The 20,425-nt window shown below is 73.5% G+C and carries 14 protein-coding genes, 2 tRNA genes and 1 riboswitch; of the genes, 7 read left to right on the plus strand and 9 right to left on the minus strand.

Going from position 1 to position 20,425, the window contains the following annotated elements:
* Positions 1–465 precede the first annotated feature (465 nt).
* Positions 466–1,017 (minus strand): MarR family winged helix-turn-helix transcriptional regulator, encoded by a 552-nt coding sequence (locus ACF1A5_RS30920; protein ID WP_392196181.1) that lies wholly within the window; start codon positions 1,015–1,017, stop codon positions 466–468.
* A gap of 164 nt (positions 1,018–1,181) precedes the next feature.
* On the opposite strand from ACF1A5_RS30920, the gene ACF1A5_RS30925 reads away from it, so the two are divergent.
* Positions 1,182–2,444: an MFS transporter gene (locus tag ACF1A5_RS30925; protein WP_392196237.1), complete on the plus strand. Its 1,263-nt coding sequence runs from the start codon at positions 1,182–1,184 to the stop codon at positions 2,442–2,444.
* Positions 2,445–2,516: 72 nt separating this feature from the next.
* On the opposite strand, the gene ACF1A5_RS30930 is transcribed toward ACF1A5_RS30925, so the two are convergent.
* The 3 genes from ACF1A5_RS30930 to ACF1A5_RS30940 form a co-directional block, all read right to left on the minus strand.
* Positions 2,517–3,332, minus strand: a complete 816-nt coding sequence (locus ACF1A5_RS30930) for a class I SAM-dependent methyltransferase (RefSeq protein ID WP_392196182.1) — start codon at positions 3,330–3,332, stop codon at positions 2,517–2,519.
* A 136-nt stretch (positions 3,333–3,468) separates the two neighbouring features.
* Positions 3,469–5,358 (minus strand): SpoIIE family protein phosphatase, encoded by a 1,890-nt coding sequence (locus ACF1A5_RS30935; RefSeq protein WP_392196183.1) that lies wholly within the window; start codon positions 5,356–5,358, stop codon positions 3,469–3,471.
* Positions 5,359–5,607: 249 nt separating this feature from the next.
* Complete coding sequence (locus tag ACF1A5_RS30940; RefSeq protein ID WP_392196184.1) at positions 5,608–6,984, minus strand: NAD(P)/FAD-dependent oxidoreductase; 1,377 nt, start codon at positions 6,982–6,984, stop codon at positions 5,608–5,610.
* Positions 6,985–7,384: 400 nt separating this feature from the next.
* Here ACF1A5_RS30940 and ACF1A5_RS30945 point away from each other — a divergent pair, with 400 nt between their 5' ends.
* Together ACF1A5_RS30945 and ACF1A5_RS30950 are read left to right on the plus strand one after the other, a co-directional pair.
* Positions 7,385–8,164, plus strand: coding sequence for a TetR/AcrR family transcriptional regulator (locus ACF1A5_RS30945; RefSeq protein ID WP_392196185.1), 780 nt, complete (start codon positions 7,385–7,387; stop codon positions 8,162–8,164).
* A gap of 77 nt (positions 8,165–8,241) precedes the next feature.
* Positions 8,242–8,586, plus strand: coding sequence for an NPCBM/NEW2 domain-containing protein (locus tag ACF1A5_RS30950; protein ID WP_392196186.1), 345 nt, complete (start codon positions 8,242–8,244; stop codon positions 8,584–8,586).
* Positions 8,587–8,724: 138 nt separating this feature from the next.
* On the opposite strand, the gene ACF1A5_RS30955 is transcribed toward ACF1A5_RS30950, so the two are convergent.
* Positions 8,725–10,803: an asparagine synthase-related protein gene (locus ACF1A5_RS30955; protein ID WP_392196187.1), complete on the minus strand. Its 2,079-nt coding sequence runs from the start codon at positions 10,801–10,803 to the stop codon at positions 8,725–8,727.
* A 692-nt stretch (positions 10,804–11,495) separates the two neighbouring features.
* Between ACF1A5_RS30955 and ACF1A5_RS30960 the strand changes: the two genes are divergently transcribed.
* The 4 genes from ACF1A5_RS30960 (at position 11,496) to ACF1A5_RS30975 (ending at position 16,592) form a co-directional block, all read left to right on the plus strand.
* Positions 11,496–12,920: an MFS transporter gene (locus ACF1A5_RS30960; protein ID WP_392196188.1), complete on the plus strand. Its 1,425-nt coding sequence runs from the start codon at positions 11,496–11,498 to the stop codon at positions 12,918–12,920.
* A 59-nt stretch (positions 12,921–12,979) separates the two neighbouring features.
* Positions 12,980–14,221, plus strand: a complete 1,242-nt coding sequence (lhgO, locus tag ACF1A5_RS30965; protein ID WP_392196189.1) for an L-2-hydroxyglutarate oxidase — start codon at positions 12,980–12,982, stop codon at positions 14,219–14,221.
* A 75-nt stretch (positions 14,222–14,296) separates the two neighbouring features.
* The gene (trmB, locus tag ACF1A5_RS30970) at positions 14,297–15,127 is read left to right on the plus strand and encodes a tRNA (guanosine(46)-N7)-methyltransferase TrmB (RefSeq protein ID WP_392196190.1); all 831 of its coding nucleotides are present in this window, start codon (positions 14,297–14,299) and stop codon (positions 15,125–15,127) included.
* 115 nt (positions 15,128–15,242) lie between these two features.
* Positions 15,243–16,592 (plus strand): PrsW family intramembrane metalloprotease, encoded by a 1,350-nt coding sequence (locus ACF1A5_RS30975; protein ID WP_392196191.1) that lies wholly within the window; start codon positions 15,243–15,245, stop codon positions 16,590–16,592.
* 600 nt (positions 16,593–17,192) lie between these two features.
* Here the strand turns inward: ACF1A5_RS30975 and ACF1A5_RS30980 are convergent.
* The 4 genes from ACF1A5_RS30980 to ACF1A5_RS30995 form a co-directional block, all read right to left on the minus strand.
* A complete protein-coding gene (locus ACF1A5_RS30980) occupies positions 17,193–18,224 on the minus strand; it encodes a M23 family metallopeptidase (RefSeq protein WP_392196192.1) in 1,032 nt (343 codons plus the stop codon).
* Between the two features lie 11 nt (positions 18,225–18,235).
* Positions 18,236–18,393: riboswitch (cyclic di-AMP (ydaO/yuaA leader) on the minus strand.
* 368 nt (positions 18,394–18,761) lie between these two features.
* Positions 18,762–18,835, minus strand: a tRNA-Met gene (locus tag ACF1A5_RS30985).
* 98 nt (positions 18,836–18,933) lie between these two features.
* Complete coding sequence (locus ACF1A5_RS30990; RefSeq protein WP_392196193.1) at positions 18,934–20,064, minus strand: dihydrofolate reductase family protein; 1,131 nt, start codon at positions 20,062–20,064, stop codon at positions 18,934–18,936.
* Between the two features lie 108 nt (positions 20,065–20,172).
* A tRNA-Lys gene (locus ACF1A5_RS30995) sits at positions 20,173–20,245 on the minus strand.
* Positions 20,246–20,425 lie beyond the last annotated feature (180 nt).

Below are 20,425 nucleotides of genomic sequence, written 5' to 3' on the forward strand. Positions count from 1 at the left end.
TCCTTTGTACTCACCCTCTCGGGCTTTCCTCCGGGCGCTTCCCTTCGGTCTTGCGTTTCCGACTCTATCAGATCTTTCCGACCCGATTTCCTCGGTGCTTTCCAGGTTCCCGCTTCCGCGTTTCCCTTTCCGGCGTTTCCGACTCTATCAGATCGTTTCTCGACCTGACCCCCAGTCAGCGGGGCTTGTCTTCCCGGCCGTTGGGCCGTTCCGACGTCTCAAACCTTAGCGGATCCGCCCGGCGATTCCCAATCGGACCCTGAGTGGATCCGGTCAAGATCGACGAGTCCCATTCGAATTGAATTCGGGCACGCCGAAAACAATCCCGTTGGGAGATCGTGCTGGTGGTTTGTGTGCCGCATATGCGGCGGGAGGTGCTGCCGGAGAACCGTTACGGCTCGGTGGCAACCCGAAGAACGTTACGGATCCGACAGGGGGCTGTCAAGTCCCGACTGTCAAGATCTTTCAGTCCAGATCGCTGAGCCGCCCGCCGGCGTCCGGCTGCGCGTGCTCCACCCTGCGAAGAAGCCTGGTCAGGGCATCGCCGAGGGTGGTGCGCTCCTCCGGGGCGAGGTCCTGGAGGAGATCCTCCTCGAAGACCGAGGCCAACCGCATGGCCTCCAGCCACTTCTCCCGCCCCTCGGGTGTCAGCTCCACGATGACGCGCACCCGGTTGGTCTCGTCGCGCTCCCGGGTGACCAGACCCTCGCCGACCATGCGGTCGATGCGGTGGGTCATGGCGGCCGGCGTGAGGCCCAGACGCTTGGCCAGATCGCTCGGCCCCATGCGGTAGGGAGCGCCGGAGAGGACGAGGGCCTTGAGGACCTCCCACTCGGCGTTGCTGATGCCGAGCGCGGAGGTCTGGCGGCCGTAGGCGACGTTCATCCGGCGGTTCAGCCGGGACAGCGCGGAGACGATCTTCTCGACCTGGGGGTCGAGGTCCTGGAACTCGCGCTGGTAGGCGGCGATCTGCTCTTCGAGTGTCGGTTCGCCGAGGCTGCCGGAGGTGTCGCCCATGGCCGCAGTATGGCACGGGCCCGCTTGGCGTTGAAGTCCTTCCAGGTGTACTGTTTAGCTTCGAACTTTAGCTTCGAAGTCTTCAGGAGTAACTACTGAAGGCCTCCAACTACTCAGGCGACTACTCGAGAGAGGTGAACGTGACCAGGGCGATGGGCGCAGCGATGCGCCGGATCCACGTGGGCAACGCACTCAGCGCGTTCGGGCTCGGCTTCACCGTCCCCTACCTGTACGTCTATGTGGCGCAGGTGCGGGAGCTGGGAGCCACGACGGCAGGGCTGGTCCTCGCCGCCTTCGCCGTGGCCGCGCTATTGGTGCTGCCGTTCGCCGGACGGGCGATCGTGCGGCGCGGCCCGCTGCCGGTCCTGCTCGCCGCCCTGGTCACCGCCGCGCTCGGCGCACTGAGCCTGGGACTGGCGAGCAGTGCCGCGACCGTGCTGCTGTCGGCGGTGGCGCTGGGGGCCGGGCAGGCCGTGATGCAGCCGGCGCTGGCGACGATGATCGTGGACTGCTCGTCGGCCGAGACGCGGTCGCGGGCGTTCGCGACGCAGTTCTTCCTGCAGAACCTCGGGCTCGGGGTGGGCGGTCTCATCGGCGGGCATCTCGTGGACACCTCCCGCGTCTCCTCGTTCACTCTGCTGTTCTCGCTCGAGGCGGCGGTGTTCCTGCTGCTGGTCGTCGTGACGGCGACGGTGCGGATGCCGCATGCGCCGCGTATCGAGGAGGCGCCGGCCGCGTCGGCGAAGGGCGGCTGGCGGGAGCTGCTCGGCAACCGCGCCATGGTGCAGCTGTGCGTGCTGGGCTTCGTGCTGTTCTTCGCCTGCTACGGCCAGTTCGAGTCGGGGCTGAGCGCTTACGGCGTGGAGGCCGCCGGGATCTCGACGTCCGCGCTGGGCACGGCGCTGGCGGCGAACACGCTGATGATCGTGGTCGCCCAGTTCGCGGTGCTGCGGTTCGTCGAGCGGCGCCGCCGGTCGCGGGTGATCGCGGTCGTGGGTCTGGTGTGGGCGGTGGCCTGGGCCGCGGCGGCGTACGCGGGGCTGGGGCACGGCAGCCGGACGATGGCGACGGCCGCCTTCGTGTCGACGTACGCGCTGTTCGGGCTGGGTGAGGCCATGCTGTCGCCGACGGTGGCGCCGCTGGTGGCGGATCTGGCGCCGACCGGGATGGCGGGGCAGTACAACTCCGCCTTCGCGCTGGTGAAGCAGCTCGCGCTGGCGATCGGCCCGGCGGTGGGCGGCCCGATGGGGGCCTCACTGCACGCGCCGTACGTGGTGACGTTCCTGCTGTTCTCGCTCGGGATCTCGGTGCTCGCGCTGCGGCTCGGGCGGCGGCTCACCGCCGTACAGGATCATCCGTGGGGCGCGCGGAGCCGCGTGGTCGCCCGGGGTGGGGCGGCTGCCGAGCCGGTGACCGCGCAGGCGTGACCCCTCGGGGTCCGGGGCGGCCGTCACCTTCGGGTGGCGGCCGCCCCGTCGTGTGCCGTGGACCCGGTCGTGTCAGCGGACCGCCGTGGTGAGGGTCGCGGTGAAGGGCAGGGTGGCCGTGCCGTCCGGGGCGGTGTGGCCGGCGAGCCGGTCGGCGAGGGCACGGCCCGCCTCGGCCAGGATCTCCTCGCCCCGGGTGTCGAGGATCTCCTGCCCCCAGGGGGTGACGGAGAGCTGGCCGCGGCCGTACTCGGCCAGCGGGGGCAGGGTGATGCCGAAGGTGGTCTCGCGGGCGGTGGCGTCATGGAAGCCGGCGGTCCGCAAGGCTGCGGTGAAGCGGTCGGCGGTGCAGGCGAGGGCCGCGGCGTAGCTCTCGGCGACGTCCGGGCCGCCGTACTGCTCGATGACCGCGTACTGCGCGTCGAAGTAGGGGGAGAGGGCGCGGTCCGCCCAGACGGTGGCCGCGAAACGGCCGCCCGGACGGGTGACGCGGGCGGCCTCCGCCAGGGCAGCGTCGAGGTCGGGGAAGAACTGGGCGCCCTGCTGGCAGACCACCGCGTCGAAGGTGGCGTCCGCGTAGGGGAGCCGGTCGGCGGGGGCCGCGGTGAACTCGATGTCGGGGTACATGCGCGGATGACGGGCCACGGCGACCTTGAGCATGCCCTCGTTGACGTCGGCGCCGAAGACCCGGCCGGACGGGCCGACCCGGGCGGCGGCCGCGCGGGCGGCGAAGCCGGTACCGCAGGCGAGGTCGAGGACCACGGCGCCGGGGTAGAGGTCGACGGCGTCCAGGAGTGCGGTGACGAAGGGCGCCATGATCGGCGCGACGTACTGCTCGTAGCGCTCGGGGGCGCTGCCCTTGAGTTGGAATCCGGGTGCGTCTGCCATGGTGAGCTACTAGCACCGTTGGACGGCCGCGCCTAGACGCCGCGCTGCCCGCCCACCCGTGCGACCTTCTCGTGTGCGCCTCCCGCCGCCCCTCCGCCGCCGGGTCCGGGGCGGGGGCCGGGGCGGAAGCCGGGGGTCATCCGGCCGTGCGCGGCAGCGCGAACTCGCACCAGACCGCCTTCCCGCCGCCCGGCGTCCTGCGCGAGCCCCAGTTCGAGGCGATGGTGGCGACGATCGCGATGCCCCTGCCCGACTCGTCGCCCGGTTCCGCGCGGCGCCGTCTCGGCAGGTGGTCGTCGCCGTCGGTGACCTCGACGATCAGACGGCGGTCGGTGCGCCGCAGGCGCAGCCGCATCGGCGGGGTGCCGTGCTGGAGGGAGTTGGCGACGAGTTCGCTCGCCGCGAGGACGCCGAGGTCGTGCAGTTCCACGGGGAAGCGCCAGCTGGTCAGGACGCCGGAGGCGAAGGCACGCGCGCGGGGGGCCGCCTCCACTCCGCCCAGCAGTTCCAGCGCGGCGTTGCGGAACAGTTCGCTCTCCGGGCCCGTGCGGGCGGGGTGCTGGAGGACGAGGACCGCCACGTCGTCGTAGTGGTCCGCCTGGACGCCCGCCGAGCGGACCAGGCGGTCGCAGACCACCTGCGGGGTGCCGGTGGCGCCGGCGAGGGCGCGCTCCAACGCCGCGATGCCCTCGTCGAGGTCCTCGTCGCGGCGCTCCACCAGGCCGTCGGTGTAGAGGACCGCCGTGGAGCCGGGCCCGAGCGGGACCGAGCCGGAGGCGTGCACCCAGCCGCCGGTGCCGAGGGGCGGGCCGGTGGGTTCGTCGGCGCGCAGGACCGTGCCGTTCTCGTCGCGGACCAGGATGGGCAGGTGCCCGGCGGAGGCGTACACCAGCCGGCCCTCGTTCGGGTCGTGGACGGCGTACACGCAGGTCGCGATCTGATTGGCGTCGATCTCCGCGGCGAGGCCGTCGAGGAGCTGGAGCACCTCGTGCGGGGGCAGGTCGAGGCGGGCGTAGGCGCGGACCGCGGTACGGAGCTGGCCCATGACCGCGGCGGCCCGGACGCCCCTGCCCATCACGTCGCCGATGACCAGCGCGGTGCGGCCGCCGCCGAGCGTGATCACGTCGTACCAGTCGCCGCCGACCGCGGCCTCGGTGCCGCCGGGCTGGTAGGTGGCGGCGATCCGCAGGTCGTCCGGCTGCTCCAGGACCTGCGGGAGGAGCGAGCGCTGGAGGGTGACCGCGGTCTCGCGCTGGCGGCGCTCGCTGGCGCGCAGGCGTTCGGCGGCCTCGGCGTGGTCGGTGACGTCGGTGGCGAAGACCAGCACGCCGAGGCCGCCGCGTCCGTCGGCGGCTGCGGCGGTACGACCGTCCGCCCCACCGCGGACCTCCGGGCCCGGGCCGCCACGTCCCACCGCCACCGGACCGCCGCGCCCGTCGGCCTTCACGCCGGTACGGCCGTCCGGGCTCGTGTGGGTGGAAGCGGCGTCCGCGCCGGGGGCGCCGCCGTCCTCCGGGGCCGGGGCGGCGGGGGTGCGGATCTCGGCCGGGGAGCCGCCTCGGCCCTCCGGACCCGGAACGGGGCCGGTCTCGGCGACCGGGGTGCACGTGAAGGTGTACGAGCGGCCGTCCGGTGCGCGACGGGACTTCAGGGTGCGGGGTCTGCCGCTGCGCAGCACCTGGTCGAGCAGCGGGAGCAGGCCCAGTTCGCGCAGTTCGGGGAGGGCGTCGCGGGCGGGCTCGCCGAGCGGCCGTCCGCCGAAGGCCGCCGCGTAGGCGTCGTTGACGTACGCGATGCGGTGGTCGGGGCCGTGGACGAGGGCGACGAGGGCGGGCACGCGGTCGAGGACTTCGCGCGCGGGGAGTTCGTCGACGGCGGGCGCGCACACCCCGCCCGCCCGCCGTGCGGCGCGGGCGGAGGGCACGGAGCCGTCCCCCCGCCGGTCCGGGGAGGCCGCGAGATCGGTCCGCGCTGCGGCGCGGCGCTGCGTTCCGGGGAGCCGGGCGCTCCAGCGCGTGAAGTTCACGAATCCTTGCCTCGTGTCGTCGTCTCAGGTCGGCTCCGGCCGGGCCGGGGTGTCGGGGCCGTGCGGCGGTGGCCGCAGTTCTCGCTGTCCCGGGTGCGGCACAGGGGAAAAGCGTCGGGGTGTTCGAGGACGGGCGGCCGACCGCGCGCGGTCGTGGGACCGCCACGGTCATGGATCAGTCTGGCAGTGTGGCCGACCGCACCGACATCCGTCAGACGCCGGGGCGTCCGCAGGAGTTCCTCGGTCCGGTCAGGACGACCCCTTCGGGTTGATGTGGGGGTCGAGAGGATGCTTTCCCCCGGCCGCCAGTTCGAACTCCGCGCGGGGATGTTCCAGTGAACCGAGGGAGACGATCTCCCTCTTGAAGAGGCCCGCCAGCGTCCACTCGGCCAGCACGCGGGCCTTGCGGTTGAAGGTGGGCACCCTGCTGAGGTGGTAGGCGCGGTGCATGAACCACGCAGGGTACCCCTTCAGCTTGCGCCCGTAGACCTGCGCGACGCCCTTGTGCAGCCCCAGCGAGGCGACCGAACCGGCGTACGAGTGCGCGTACGTCTCCAGGGGCTCGCCGCGCAGGGTGTGCGCGATGTTGTCGGCGAGGAGCTTGGCCTGACGCACCGCGTGCTGGGCGTTGGGGGCGGTCGTCCTGCCGGGGTCCTCCGCGGTGACGTCGGGGACGGCGGCGGCGTCGCCCGCGGCCCAGGCGTGTTCGACCCCGTCGATCCGCAACTCGGCCGTGCACTTCAGCCGGCCGCGCCCGTTGCGCGGGAGGTCGGTGGCGGCGAGCAGCGGGTGCGGTTTGACGCCGGCGGTCCACACGACCGTACGGGTGGGGAAGCGCTGCCCGTCGCTGAGCACGGCGACGCGGTCGACGCACGACTCGAGGCGGGTCTCGAGAAGGACCTGGATGTTGCGGCGGCGCAGTTCGGAGACCGTGTAGCGGCCCATCTCCTCGCCGACCTCGGGCAGGATGCGGTCCGAGGCCTCGACGAGGATCCACTTCATGTCCCCGGGCTTGACGTTGTGGTAGTAGCGCGCGGCGTAGCGGGCCATGTCCTCCAGTTCGCCGAGCGCCTCCACTCCGGCGTAGCCGCCGCCGACGAAGACGAAGGTGAGGGCGGCGTCGCGGACCGCGGGGTCGCGGGTGGAGGAGGCGATGTCCATCTGCTCGAGGACGTGGTTGCGCAGGCCGATGGCCTCCTCGACGGTCTTGAAGCCGATGCCGTAGTCCACGAGACCGGGGATGGGCAGGGTGCGCGAGACGGAGCCGGGGGCGAGGACGAGTTCGTCGTACGTCAGTTTCTCGGCCGCCGCGCCCTCCTCCGTGGCGAGGGTGCTCAGCGTCGCGGTGCGGTGAGCGTGGTCGATGGACGTCACTTCGCCGACGACGAGGTGGCACTGGCCGAGCACGCGGCGCAGCGGTACGACGACATGGCGCGGGGAGATCGCGCCGGCGGCCGCTTCGGGCAGGAACGGCTGATAGGTCATGTAGGGGTCGGGCGTCACGACCGTGATGTCGACCTCGTCCCGCCTGAGCTCGTGTTTCATCCGCTGCTGCAGGCGCAGGGCCGTGTACATCCCGACGTAGCCGCCGCCGACAACGAGAATGCGCGCACGTTCCTTCACCACCCCATGACGCACCCGGCGCTCTCGTTTGTCCACAGCCCCGGCGAATTGTGTGACCGGGAGGCCGAGCCGGCCAGGGTTGGCCGAATCGTCGGAGTGTGGGGAAGGCGCGCAGGTCAGCGGGTGTGAGCCGGGGTGCGGAAGGGGGCGCAATCCGGACGTATGCGGCTCGTACTCCGATCGAGGGGCGCTCTGTGCGGAACCTCCCCCTTCTGAATTGACCCCCTCTCAACTATGTTCGTGTGTCGACGGGGTGTAGGGCATGTGACCGGACGAGTCCGCGAGGTCCCACCGGGGGATCTCTTGGGCGGGCCCGTGCGGGCACCGTGCCCGTTCCGTGCATCCCGGATTTCAGTGGCGGGGAGAGTCTCCGGGGGGAGACGTCATTACCGGGGGATCACTTATGCACATTCAGGACTCTCACTGGTCCACCGCGCAGGCCGTCGCGCCCGTCGGCGGGGCGATGAGCGCGGCGATGAGCGCGGCGGGCGCCGGACGCGGGGGCGGGGGCGGGTCACGGACGACGCCGCTGCGCGTCGACGCACAGCGCAATCTGGAGCACGTGCTGCGGGCGGCGCGCGAGGTCTTCGGCGAGCTGGGGTACGGCGCGCCCATGGAGGACGTGGCGCGGCGCGCGCGGGTCGGCGTCGGCACGGTGTACCGGCGCTTCCCGAGCAAGGACGTGCTGGTGCGGCGGATAGCCGAGGAGGAGACCTCCCGGCTGACCGAGCAGGCGCGGGCCGCGCTCGGCCAGGAGGACGAACCGTGGTCGGCGCTCGCGCGCTTCCTGCGCACATCGGTGGCCTCCGGCGCGGGGCGGCTGCTGCCGCCGCAGGTGCTGCGGGTAGGGGTCGCGGACGACGCGGCGGGACCGGCGGCCGAGCCACGGGTGCCGCAGCAGCGGACACAGCCGGCCTCGGGGGAACTGCGCCTCGTGCCGGACGAGACCGCGGCGCTCCCCTCGGGCGACGACGCGGGGGCGGCGGCACTGCTCGAGGTCGTGGGCCGGCTGGTGGAGCGGGCTCGCGCGGCGGGTGAGCTGCGCCCGGACGTGTCGGTGTCGGACGTCCTGCTGGTCATTGCGACGGCGGCCCCCTCGCTGCCGGACGCCGCCCAGCAGGCGGCCGCCTCGGCGCGGCTCCTGGACATCCTGCTGGAGGGACTGCGGTCGCGGCCGGCGTGAGCCGGGAAGGGCTCCTTCCTTACGGGACGGGTCACGCCACGGCGGGGTGAAGCGCCGCCCCGCCGTGCGACCGGCGGGTGGCGTTCCCCGTTCGGGTGAAGTTCGGTACGGCGCTCCGCCGGTTCCCCACGGACGAGAACGGCACCGCCCCCGAGATGCGGTTCGCCGGAAGCAGTTGGGTGTGGCGGCGCTACGGCCTGTCGGTGGACGGCGAGCGGTACGCGCGCGGGGTGACGGTCCACGGCGCGTCCTCCGTCACGGTCGACCTCGACCGCGCGTGCTCGGCCCACGACACCCGTGTCGGTGTGGACGACCGGACGGCCGGGCTGGGCAGGGTCTCCTTCGCCGTGTACGCGGACGGCGTCAGGCTGTGGAGCCCGGGCGTCCTCGCGGCGGAGCCCCGGCCGTCCCGGTCCACGTGAGCCTCGCCGGCCGCAGCTCCGTACGCGGGACCGTGGTGCCGCACGACGCCTTCGGCACCGCGGCAGTGGCGGACTGGGCCGACTCGGCCTTCACCCGGGCACCGACCGGTCGACAGCCACCGCGCCCCCGGACCTCCATCACGCCCCGGAGGCCAGCGCCCCCCGCTGCGGGGCGATCCCGGCCGGCACCGCCCGAGCCCGTGCGGGCGTCCCCGTCCAGCACGTCCCCCGACGCGCCAGCAGCCGTCGCAGCCACATCTCCAGCGACACCAGGTCCGCCAGCCCGTCCAACGGCATCGGCTCCCCCGCCGCCGCTCCCCGCAACGCCTTGCGCACCACCCGCGCCTCCACCAGCCCCGCCTCCGCCAGCAGCGGCGTGGCGAACAGGTCGACCAGGGAGTCCGTGGCCACCCGCAGCCCCGCCCGCGCCGCCACCGCCGCCGAGGCGTGCGAGGGCGCACCCCAGCCGGGCGGCAGCTCTCCCACCCCGGCGCCCTCCAGGACCGTACGCAGGATCGCCGCCCGCGCCCCCGGCTGCACCCGGAGCGCCTCCGGCAGGGCCCGGCACGCGCGGACGACCTGGTTGTCGAGGAACGGCGTGTGCAGCCGCTGGGAGCGGATCTCCGCGGCCTGCTCCAGGATCCGCAGGTCCGCCGCGTGGCGCGCCAGCGCCGCACGCGCCCGGTAGTCGCCCGGCCGCTGCCCCGGCCCCACTCCGGACCGGCTGGTCGCCCCCTGAAGACGAACCGATACTTCAGCCAGCGCCTCGCCGGTCAGCCAGCGCGCGGCGGGCCCCGGTCTGCCCCAGGTGAGCGCGGCCAGCGACGCAGCCACCGCGCCCCCGGGCTCGTCGAAGCGGCGGTGCAGCAGCCGGTCGGCGAGCACCTCCAGGCCCGTCCGGTACGGCGTCCGCGCCAGCCGCCGGGCGGCTCCGTACACGCGCGCGGGGACCAGCACCGATCCGTCGGCCTTGGCGAGCGCGGCGACCGGGCGGACCAGATGCCGCCGCTTGCGGTCCATCAGCAGGTCGGCCAGCCGTGCCGGATGCGCGTCCAGGACCTGGCGGGCGCCGTACCCGGTGAAGTGGTCGGCGCTGCCCGAGGCCAGCCGGGCCCGGTGTCGCGCCGCCGTCACCAGTGACGGCCCGGGCTCGTCCGTCAGGGGCCCCTCCAGGTCGGCGTACGGGAGCACGTCCTCGCCGCCGGTGACCACCACGTGGTGCAGCCGCGGGTTGGCCGCGAGCGCCCCGGCCCGCTCCAGTTCGGCCTCGCGCCCGCCGACGGTGAGGTCGTTGAAGGTGACGGCGAGCAGCCGCTCACCCGCGCCGGTGCCGTGGCCCAGGAGCGTGCCCGGCATCCCCGGCAGCCCGGCCGCCAGCAGCGCGAGCGTCCCGGAGGCCGAACCCCCGGACAGGTCGGCCCCGATCCCCGGCACCGGCATCCCGCGGGCGGCGCGCCGCTCGGCGGGGCCCATGCCCGGCACCGGGCCGGGGTCGACGTCGGGGACGTGCCGGGGTGCGGACAGCCGGGCGCGCACGGCCTCGACCAGCGCGTCCCGCACGGCGCCGACCGCGCTGTCCGGGTCGGCCGGCGGAGCCGCCACGGCGAGCGAGGCGACCGGTTCGTACCCGGCGACCTCGCGGGCCCCGGCGCGCAGGATCAGCGCGTGTCCCGGCGGGATGCGCCGCACCCCGGCGTACGGCGTGGAGTCGTGCACCGCGGCCGGCACGTCGGGGGCGGCGAGCAGCGCGGCGAGGTGCCCGAAGTCGAGGTTGGCCTCGGTGAGGTCGGCCAGCGGCAGCGCGGCGGTCGCGTAGGCGGTGCCGCCTGCCCAGGGGGTGTGGAACACCGGGCGGGCGCCGGCGAGGTCGCCGCAGACGGTGACGCGCCGGCCGACCTGGACGACGGCCGTGTAGCTGCCCGGCCAGGCGGTCAGATGCCGCAGGGCGCCGCCGCGCGCGGCGAGCAGGCCGACCCGCAGTTGCTCGTCGGATGCTCCGCAGGTGCCGAGCACCGCGATCCTCGTCTGGGCGTCGGCCCGCACCAGGCGTACCTCGTCCGGGCGCCAGTCGCCGACCGCCCAGAGCGGATCGGGGTCGCCCCACAGGAGTTGGGAACCCACCGGATGCACGGTCTCGCCGTCGAATCCGGTGGCGCCCGCGGCGCCGATCGCGGCGGAACCCGCGGCGGTGCTGCTCCATCCCACCAACCACCGCATCGACGCCTCCACAGGCTGTGGACCACCAGTGCACCGCACGAACAGGGACACCATGCTGCCACGAAGGACGCGCGCCGGAGGGGAGGCGGAGCCGCCTTCACCGTGTGGTACGCGCCCCCGCGCGCCTGCCCGACGCCTGCTCGAGGGTTGCCCAACGCCCTTACGGGGCAGGGTTACTGCGACGCGAATGCGCCCCCTGATGCGCTCCCCGCGACGCCCTTCGCGCCGTCAAGTTCCATGGTGAGGGCCGTATTGGGCGTCGGGAAGTGGGGATTATTTTCAGCCAAATCGGCGCGGGAGGGGCGGACTTGCACACGCTCCGTACATGCTCTGCGCACCGAACGGACAACAGACAGTCCGGGAGGCGGAGTTCGCCTCCCGGACCGTTCCGCCGCCCGCGGGGATGGAGGCGGCGGTGTCCCCCAGCCCACTGGATCCAGTACAGCGGGCCGACCCACGACCACCATGGAACCGCTCCCCCCTTGGCCGGAGAAGAGCGCACGGGCGGGCGCACGGCCACACACCGGGAGCACACCGCAACTGAGCGTGCAGGGGCCGCACTTCGGTACGGGCCACAATCCCGCCAACCGGAACAATGCCCCTTAACGCTTGGGATGCGGCGAACTACGCTGGGTTTACGAATGCCGCGTGGTTATGCCAGCGCGGCAGCCGTCTGTGTCGAGGGGTGGCGCATGTCCAGGGAGCAACGCGGGCCGAACGAAAAGCTCGGCGCCGTTCTCGCCCTCGCGGGAATCAGCAACGCGGGACTCGCGCGTCGCGTCAACGACCTCGGCGCGCAACGCGGTCTGACGCTTCGCTACGACAAGACCTCGGTGGCGCGCTGGGTGTCGAAGGGAATGGTGCCGCAGGGCGCGGCGCCGCACCTCATCGCGGCCGCCATCGGGCAGAAGCTCGGCCGCCCGGTGCCGCTCCACGAGATCGGTCTGGCGGACGCGGACCCCGCGCCGGAAGTGGGCCTGTCCTTCCCCAGAGACGTCGGTCAGGCGGTGAGGTCGGCGACGGAGCTGTACCGTCTCGACCTCGCCGGCCGCCGGGCCGGTACCGGCGGCATCTGGCAGTCGCTGGCCGGCTCGTTCGCGGTGAGCGCATACGCAACGCCCGCCTCACGGTGGCTGATAACCCCGGCCGACAGCTCGGTGGCGCGCGAGGCCAACCCGGCGGAGGGCTCGGGCGCACCGCTCAAAGTCGGCCACAGCGACGTGCAGAAACTGCGGGAGGCCGCCGAGGACGCCAGGCGCTGGGACTCCAAGTACGGAGGCGGCGACTGGCGTTCGTCGATGGTGCCGGAGTGCCTGCGGGTCGAGGCGGCGCCGCTGCTGCTCGGCTCGTACTCCGACGAAGTCGGCCGGGCGCTGTTCGGCGCCTCCGCCGAACTGACCCGGCTTGCGGGCTGGATGGCCTTCGACACCGGCCAGCAGGAGGCCGCCCAGCGCTACTACATCCAGGCGCTGCGCCTGGCCCGCGCCGCCGCCGACGTCCCCCTCGGCGGGTACGTGCTGGCGTCCATGTCCCTCCAGGCCACCTACCGGGGCTTCGGCGACGAGGGTGTCGACCTCGCGCAGGCCGCCCTGGAGCGCAACCGCGGCCTGGCCACCGCCCGCACCATGAGCTTCTTCCGCCTCGTCGAGGCCCGCGCCCACGCGCGCGCGGGCGACGCCCAGGCGGCAGGCGCGGCCCTGAAGGCCGCCGAGGGCTGGCTGGAGCGGTCCCGCGAGGGCGACCCCGACCCGTCCTGGCTCGGCTTCTACGGCTACGACCGGTTCGCCGCCGACGCCGCCGAGTGCTACCGCGACCTGAAGGCGCCCCGCCAGGTCCGCCGCTTCACCGAGCAGGCCCTGTCGAAGCCGACGGAGGAGTTCGTGCGCTCGCACGGGCTGCGGCTGGTGGTGTCCGCGGTCGCCGAGCTGGAGTCGGGCAACCTGGACGCGGCCTGCGAGCAGGGCGTACGGGCGGTGGAGGTGGCCGGGCGCATCTCGTCGGCGCGCACCACGGAGTACGTCAAGGACCTGCTGCACCGCCTGGAGCCGTACGGCGACGAACCGCGCGTGGTCGAGCTGCGGGAGCGCGCCCGGCCGCTGCTGGTCGCTCCGGCCTGAGCCGGCCCGGGCGCGGCGAGCCGAAGGACCCCGGGTTTGAGGGCATTGTCAGTGGCGCAGTGCACTATCGAAGCCGGGAGGTGGAGCAGGTGCGGCCGGACATCACTCACGACTGTGACGTGCTCGTGATCGGGGGCGGGATCGTCGGCCTGTCGACGGCGTACGCGATCACGCGCGCCGCGCCGGGCACCCGGGTGACCGTCCTGGAGAAGGAGCCGGGCCCGGCACGCCACCAGACAGGGCGCAACAGCGGGGTCATCCACTCCGGGATCTACTACCGGCCCGGCTCCCTGAAGGCGCGGTACGCGGTGCGGGGCGCCGCCGAGATGGTCAAGTTCTGCGCGGAGTACGGCATCGCGCACGCCGTCACCGGCAAGCTGATCGTCGCGACCGGGCGGGAGGAGCTGCCCCGCCTGCACGCCCTCGTCCAGCGCGGCCGGGAGAACGGCATTCCGGTGCGGGAGCTGGGCGCCGCCCAGATCGCGGAGTACGAGCCGGAGGTGCGCGGCCTGGCCGCGATCCACGTCGGGACGACGGGGATCTGCGACTTCACCGGTGTCGCCCGGCAGCTGGCGCGGGCGTCGGGCGCGGAGATCCGGTACGGGGCGCGGGTCGTCCAGGTGGACCGGCGACCGGAGCGGGGCGTGGCCGTGCGCACGGCGCGGGGCGACGTCGTGCGCGGGCGGGTGCTGGTCAACTGCGCCGGGCTGTACTGCGACGAGGTCGCCCGGCTGACCGGGGACGAGCCGGACGTGCGGATCGTCCCCTTCCGGGGGGAGTACTACGAGCTGGCGCGGCCGGAGCTGGTGCGGGGGCTGGTGTATCCGGTGCCGGACCCGGCGTTCCCGTTCCTCGGCGTGCACCTGACCAGGGGCATCGCGGGCGACGTGCACATCGGGCCGAACGCGGTGCCGGCCCTGGCGCGGGAGGGATACGGATGGGGGACCGTACGGCCCCGGGAGCTGGCGGGGACGCTGACCTGGCCGGGGTCCTGGCGCATCGCCCGGCGGCACTGGCGCTACGGCGCCGGGGAGCTGCGCCGGTCGGTGTCACGGAAGGCGTTCGCCGAGGCGGTGCGCAGACTGCTCCCGGCGGTCGGCGAGGAGGACCTGGTGCCGACCGCGGCGGGAGTGCGCGCGCAGGCTGTGCTCCGGGACGGGACACTGGTGGACGACTTCCTGATCCGGGAGGGTGCGCGGGCCGTGCACGTGCTCAACGCGCCGAGCCCCGCGGCCACGGCGTCGCTGCCGATCGGACGGGAGGTGGCGCGCCGGGCCCTGACCGTGCTGGAGTCGGCGTGAGCAGCCGCGGGGGTCGGGCGCCCGGGGCCGGGGGCCGGGCCGCCGGTGGCGTGCGCCCCGTAAAATTGAGGCACTGTGTCGAACTCCCTGAACACCCCCGAAGCCCACCGGCCCGCCTCCGACGGGCTGCCGCAGCACGCCCCCGGTGTGTCCCTCCGGCGCACCCGGGCCAAGGGAGAGCCGCGCTTTCCCGACGGCCCGAAGGCCGATCCGGCCGGTTCGCACTTCGAGCGGCGGATCCGCAGCTTCCAGCCGCGGCGGAGCCGGGTCACCACGGGGCAGGCGGACGCGCTCCAGCGGCTGTGGCCCTCCTGGGGGCTGGACATCGACGGGCAGCGGGTGATCGACCTCGCCGAGCTGTTCGGCAACACGAACCCGGTCGTGCTGGAGATCGGGTTCGGCATGGGAGAGGCGACCGCGCGGATGGCGGCCGCCGACCCGGGCACCAACATCCTCGCCGTCGACGTACACACGCCGGGCCAGGGCAACCTGCTCAACCTGGCAGACCAGAACGGACTGTCCAACGTCCGGGTGGGCAACGGCGACGCGATCATCCTGCTGCGGGAGATGCTCCGCCCCGACGCGCTCGACGGGCTGCGCGTGTACTTCCCCGACCCCTGGCCCAAGAAGCGGCACCACAAGCGGCGGCTGATCCAGCCGGAGTTCCTGACCCTGGCCGCCACCCGGCTCGGGCCCGGGGCGATCGTGCACTGCGCGACCGACTGGGAGCCGTACGCGGAGCAGATGCTCGAAGTGCTGACCGCGCACCCGGCCTTCGAGAACACGCAGGCAGACGGCGGTTTCGCGCCGCGCCCCGGCTTCCGTCCGCTGACCCGTTTCGAGGGCCAGGGACTGGACAAGGGTCATGTGGTGAACGATCTTCTCTTCCGCCGCGTACCGCACTGAGACCGGCCTCCGCACCACCTGCCGGAGCAGCCTTCCGCCGAGCGTCCCGACCGCGCCTGAAGCAATGTGCCAGGCCCCGTCGCGGGCGGCGTCCTCCCTCGTTAGGGTCAATGCCGTGGCCACCTGTCCCCCGTACCCGCCCCACCCCGGCGGACCCGTTCCCGGACCGGCCGGCGGCCGGCCGCGTCATGCGCACTGGTGGCAGAAGCGATGGGTGCGGTACGGCGCGCCGGCCATGCTGCTCGCCCTGTCCGGGCTCGTCATCCTCGCGCTCGTGCGCCAGCAGACCGGCACCGAGGGGTTCCTGGTCGGGCTGGGGCTCGCCGTCCTGCCCGTGCCGCTGCTCATAGCCGCCTTCCGCTGGCTGGACCGGGTCGAGCCCGGCCCCTGGCGGAACCTGCTGTTCGCCTTCGCCTGGGGCGCATGCGCGGCGGCGCTGGTGGCCATCGTCGCGAACAGCTTCGCGACCCAGTGGATAGAGACGGCGACCGCCGACCCGACCCGGGCGGACACCCTCGGCGCGACGGTGATAGCGCCGATCGTGGAGGAGTCGGCGAAGGGCTCCGCCGTGCTGCTGCTCTTCCTCTTCCGCAGACGGGACTTCACGGGGATCGTCGACGGCGTCGTCCTGGCCGGGGTCACCGCCACCGGCTTCGCGTTCACCGAGAACATCCTCTACCTCGGCACCGCCTTCGGCACCGACCAGCTCACCGGCGGCCGGGGCATCGCCTCCGTCACCGCGGCGACCTTCTTCGTGCGGATCATCATGTCGCCGTTCGCGCACCCGCTGTTCACCGTGTGCACCGGCATCGGCTTCGGCGCCGCCGCCGCGCTCGCCGCGGACCGCCGGCGCGTGCGGCGCGTCCTGCTGCCCCTGAGCGGACTGCTGCTCGCGATGAGCATGCACGCCCTGTGGAACGGCTCCGCCACGTTCGGCACGTACGGCTTCCTCGCCGTCTACGCGGCCTTCATGGTGCCCGCGTTCGGGCTGCTGACCTGGATGGTCATCTGGACCCGGCAGCGGGAGCTGCGCACCGTGCGCGAGGAACTGCCCGCGTACGCCGCCGCCGGGTGGCTGACCCCCGCCGAGCCGTTCGCGCTCGGCTCCATGCGGGCGCGCAGGCTGGCCCGGGAACACGCCCGGCACCACCTCGGCAAGCCGGCCGGCCGGGCGGTCGCCCAGTACGAGGCGTACGCGACCTCGCTGGCGTTCCTGCGGCACCGGGGGCGCCGGGGCCGGGCCGGGGCCGACTTCGTCGTCCGGGAGCGGGAGCTGCTCGGCGAGCTGTGGGCGCGCCGCGAGGTGGCCCAGCCGGCCCTGGACCACGCGGCGCGCAGAACCGCCCCGCCGGTCCCGGTCGTCGCGCCGCCCTGGCCGGTGTACGGCGTCTACGGCCGGCCCGCGACCCATGTCACCCACGATCCGGCGACCCCCTATCCCGCTTACAACCCGTACCGGACCTGACCGGCCCTGGGACGGGCCGGGTCGGGACGGGTCGGGTCGGGTCGGCTCGGCTCGATCAGACTCGGTCGGGTCCGGGGGGCGGGCCCGGCAGAAGTGCTGGAGCAGCCGCCTCGCGAGGCCGCGGAGCCGCGGCCGGCGACGGTCGAACCGAGCCGGGTGAAGCCGGGCAGGCGTAGTCGTCAGACCGAAGCAGGGCCGTAGTCGTCAGACCCACGCCGAGGCCGACAGGCCGTGGTCGTCCGGCCGCTGCCGAAATCGGCGGACCGGGCCGTCGGGCCGATGCCTCCCTCAGCCTGGCGAGGTCCTCCTCGGTCAGGGTCAGGCCCGCCACCTTCAGCAGGGCCGGGAGCGAGCTGCCCCGGGATGGGGGCGGAGGCGATGGGCGCGATCACCGTGGGCTGGGCGGCGAGCCAGGCGAAGGACGCCTCCTCGTCGGCGGTCCGGCCGAAGACGTTGCCGCCGAGGGCGAGGAGGAAGACCTCGAGGTCGGACGAGCCGAGCGTGCGAAGAGAGCGATGGAAGACATCGACAAACGCGCCGGAGCCGCCCGTTCCGGCCAGAGCGGCTCCGTGGGGAAAAGATTGCGCAGACCCGGTGGGGTCAGGGGGTGAGGCCCTTGTCGCGCAGCCACGCCATCGGGTCGATCCCGGTGGCCTGGCCGTCGGGGTGGACCTCCAGGTGCAGGTGCGGCCCGGTGACGTTGCCGGTGGCGCCCACGCGGCCGATGACGTCGCCCGTGCTCACCTTCTGGCCGACCTTGACGCTGATCGAGGACTGGTGACAGAACCACAGCTCGGTGCCGTCGTCGAGGGTGAGGACGGTGCGGTAGCCGTAGGCGCCGGCCCAGCCCGCCTCGGTGATGGTGCCGCTGTGGATCGCCTTGATCAGGGTTCCGGTGGGAGCGGCGAAGTCGAGGCCGGTGTGGTAGCCGGAGGACCACATGGAACCGGGCTGGCCGAAGGTGCCGGTGATCGTGTACGAGGGGGTCGGCAGCGTGTACTGCTTGGCCAGCTCGGCCAGGCGCTCGGCCTCGGCCTTCCGCTTGGCCTCCTCCTCCGCCTTCTGCTTCGCGGCGGCGGCCTTCGCCTCGGCCTCCTGCTGCGCCTTGGCTGCGGCCTCCTGGGCCTGCTTGGCGGCCGCGGCCTCGGCGGCCTCCTGGGCCTTCGTCTCGACCTGGGCCTGCTGTTGCTCGGCCTGCGCCATGATGCGGTTGCGCAGCGCCTCGCCCGCGTCGGAGGCGCTCTCGGTGGTCTCGGCGGTGCTCGTGCCGAGGGTGCTGAGCGCGGTCGCGGAGCCCTCGGGGGCCGCGGGCGCGTCGTCGAAGAGGGAGCCCACGGAGGGCAGGTCGGGCATGGAGATGGACACCGGCGGCTTGCCGGTGTGGGCGCTGGCCATGCCACCCGCGCCGACGGCGGCTATGACGCCGACACCGAGGACGGTGGAGCTGCGGGCGAGCCCACCGCCGCGCTGCTTGGAGACGCGGTGCCGGCCCCGGACCGGCCGGACGGACTCCTCGGTGGGATTCCACTCCTCCCAGGGGCCCTCGTCGGTGGGGTGACTGCCGTAGCCGAAGGTCTCGGTGCGCTGACCCGGCACGAACGGGGCTTCAGGGGCGGGGCGGTTGGACGCCACTCGGGCGTGCTCCTTTCCTTCCGTCTCGCCTACCGGGTTAGCTGACGGGTTCGGAGCGGGAAGGTCTCCTACACGCGTAAACCAGACGTGCGAGCACGGCGGTTGACGCCCGATTCACCCCAAGTTGGTGGTTCCCCGGTTCCCTTGCGGGATTCGGCGCGCGCGCACGGAGCCGTCGCTTGTGACGGCTGGGACGACCGCGCTGCGTTATCGAACGTTAATAGACGCGAGCCTCTGATTCCAAGCCGTCCGGCTTGATCATTAAACCTTTTTGGTCAGACGTTCGGGCCATGCGCGACGAAAATCGGGCGAGTTGACCAGCCCTCCGCGGCACCGGATTTCTGACGGTGCATCACTTTCTCTGCGCTCCGGCACGGATCGCTCACCCGCCGTGACAATGATCAAGGGCGGCACCCGCCGACCGGGCATACGCGCCGAGGGCGTCCTCCAGGGACCTGAGGGCCGGCCGGAGGACACGGTGGGACGAAAGCACTCAGGGCCGGAATCCTTGATCGGATTCCGGCCCTGAGTCTTCAGTAGCGGGGACAGGATTTGAACCTGCGACCTCTGGGTTATGAGCCCAGCGAGCTACCGAGCTGCTCCACCCCGCGTCGTGAGACCAACTGTACCCCATCCGCGGGGCCGAATGCACACGCATGGAGTCCGGCCACCGCCCCGCGCCGCTACCGGGCCGACGGCGCGGGCCCGTTCAGCCGGTCAGATGCCGGTTCGGCGCCTTGGCCCGTTCCTCCAGCTCAGGGACGAGTACGGTCCGCGCGCCCCCGGCCTCGAGCATCCCGGACCCGTCGGCGCCCTCGACGAACGTGTCCGGTTCACGCCAGGCCGTGACCACCCGCCGTACACCCGCGTCGAGGATCAGCCGGGCGCACGGGCGGGGCCGGGAGGCACGCCGGGCGCACGGCTCCAGACTGCTGTAGACGGTGGCACCGGCCAGCCGCGGGTCCGCCGGGTCCACCTTGGCCAGCGCCGCCTCCTCCGCGTGCACGACGGGGTCGTCACCCTCCCGTGAATGGCCCCGGGCGAGCTCGGTGCCGTCGGCGGCCACCACCACCGCGCCCACGCTGAACGCGCTCCGCGAGGGCGGGCAGAGCGCCGCCAGGTCGCACGCCAGCCGGAGCCAGTGCCGGTCCGCGGGCGAGGCGAGCGCCCCGGTGCCGGGAGCCGTCGGCTCGTAGCGCATGAGGACGACGTCCTCGATGGCCCGCGTCTCCACGAGCCTCAGCCGTCCGCCCTGGTAGGTGCCCGGCCCGAACAGCCGCGGCGCCCGCGGGTCGCCCACGAGGAGCGGGGCGAGCACGAGCTGGAGCTCGTCCGCCAGGCTCTGCTGGAGCAGCTGGGTGTGCACGGTCCCGCCGCCCTCCACCATCAGCCGCCGTACCCCGCGCACGTCGTGCAGGTGCTCCAGCAGCCGCCGCCAGTCGAGTTCGGCGCCCAGCGGGACGACGTCGGCGGCGAGGCCGGCCCCGCGCAGCCGTTCGGCGCCCCGGTCCGTCGTGTAGACGGCCTTCTCGCCGCCCGTGTGCCAGAACCGCGCGGCCGGGTCCAGCTCGCCGGCCGCGCTGACCGTCACCTTCAGCGGGTACTCCGGCTTCCCGGCGGCGACCCGGGCGGCCCGCCGCTCGGGCGAGTTGACCAGCAGTCGCGGATTGTCGGCGCGGATGGTGCCGGCGCCGACGAGGATCGCGTCGACGGAGGCGCGCACCTCGTCCACCCGGTCGAAGTCGGCGGGGCTGGAGAGCAGCAGCCGCTCGGGGCCGGTGTCGTCCAGATAGCCGTCGAGGGAGACGGCGGCGGACAGCAGGACGTACGGACGGGGCATCGGCGCGCGCTCTCTCTGCGGGAACGGAACTGCGTGAGCCGCCAGGGAAGTTGCCGCGGAAACGCCTGAAGCCCCGCCACGGAGTCCTCCGGGGCGGGGCCTCTCTCGTAGGCCCTGTGGGACTCGAACCCACAACCAATGGATTAAAAGTCCACTGCTCTGCCAATTGAGCTAAGGGCCCAGGCGATGTTGCCTACCCGAGCATAGCCCGAGCAGGCCGCCTGTCCGATCGGGTATCGGGGGTGCCGGGCCGGAAGTGTGCCGTGAGGGTGTCCAGGTGGCCGGTCGGGAGAGTGCCGTGCGGGTGCCGGGTGGCCGGTCGGGGGCCGGCCGTGCGGGTGCCGGGTGGCCGGTCGGGGGC

Source organism: Streptomyces sp. NPDC014864, from assembly GCF_043081525.1.
GTDB lineage: Bacteria > Actinomycetota > Actinomycetes > Streptomycetales > Streptomycetaceae > Streptomyces.

Excerpts from the sequence above, each read along its gene's own strand:
- ACF1A5_RS30920 (WP_392196181.1), bottom strand. The coding sequence starts at position 1,017 with ATGGGCGACACCTCCGGCAGCCTCGGCGAACCGACACTCGAAGAGCAG.
- ACF1A5_RS30925 (WP_392196237.1), top strand. The coding sequence starts at position 1,182 with ATGCGCCGGATCCACGTGGGCAACGCACTCAGCGCGTTCGGGCTCGGC.
- ACF1A5_RS30930 (WP_392196182.1), bottom strand. The coding sequence starts at position 3,332 with ATGGCAGACGCACCCGGATTCCAACTCAAGGGCAGCGCCCCCGAGCGC.
- ACF1A5_RS30945 (WP_392196185.1), top strand. The coding sequence starts at position 7,385 with ATGCACATTCAGGACTCTCACTGGTCCACCGCGCAGGCCGTCGCGCCC.
- ACF1A5_RS30955 (WP_392196187.1), bottom strand. The coding sequence starts at position 10,803 with ATGCGGTGGTTGGTGGGATGGAGCAGCACCGCCGCGGGTTCCGCCGCG.
- ACF1A5_RS30960 (WP_392196188.1), top strand. The coding sequence starts at position 11,496 with ATGTCCAGGGAGCAACGCGGGCCGAACGAAAAGCTCGGCGCCGTTCTC.
- ACF1A5_RS30990 (WP_392196193.1), bottom strand. The coding sequence starts at position 20,064 with ATGCCCCGTCCGTACGTCCTGCTGTCCGCCGCCGTCTCCCTCGACGGC.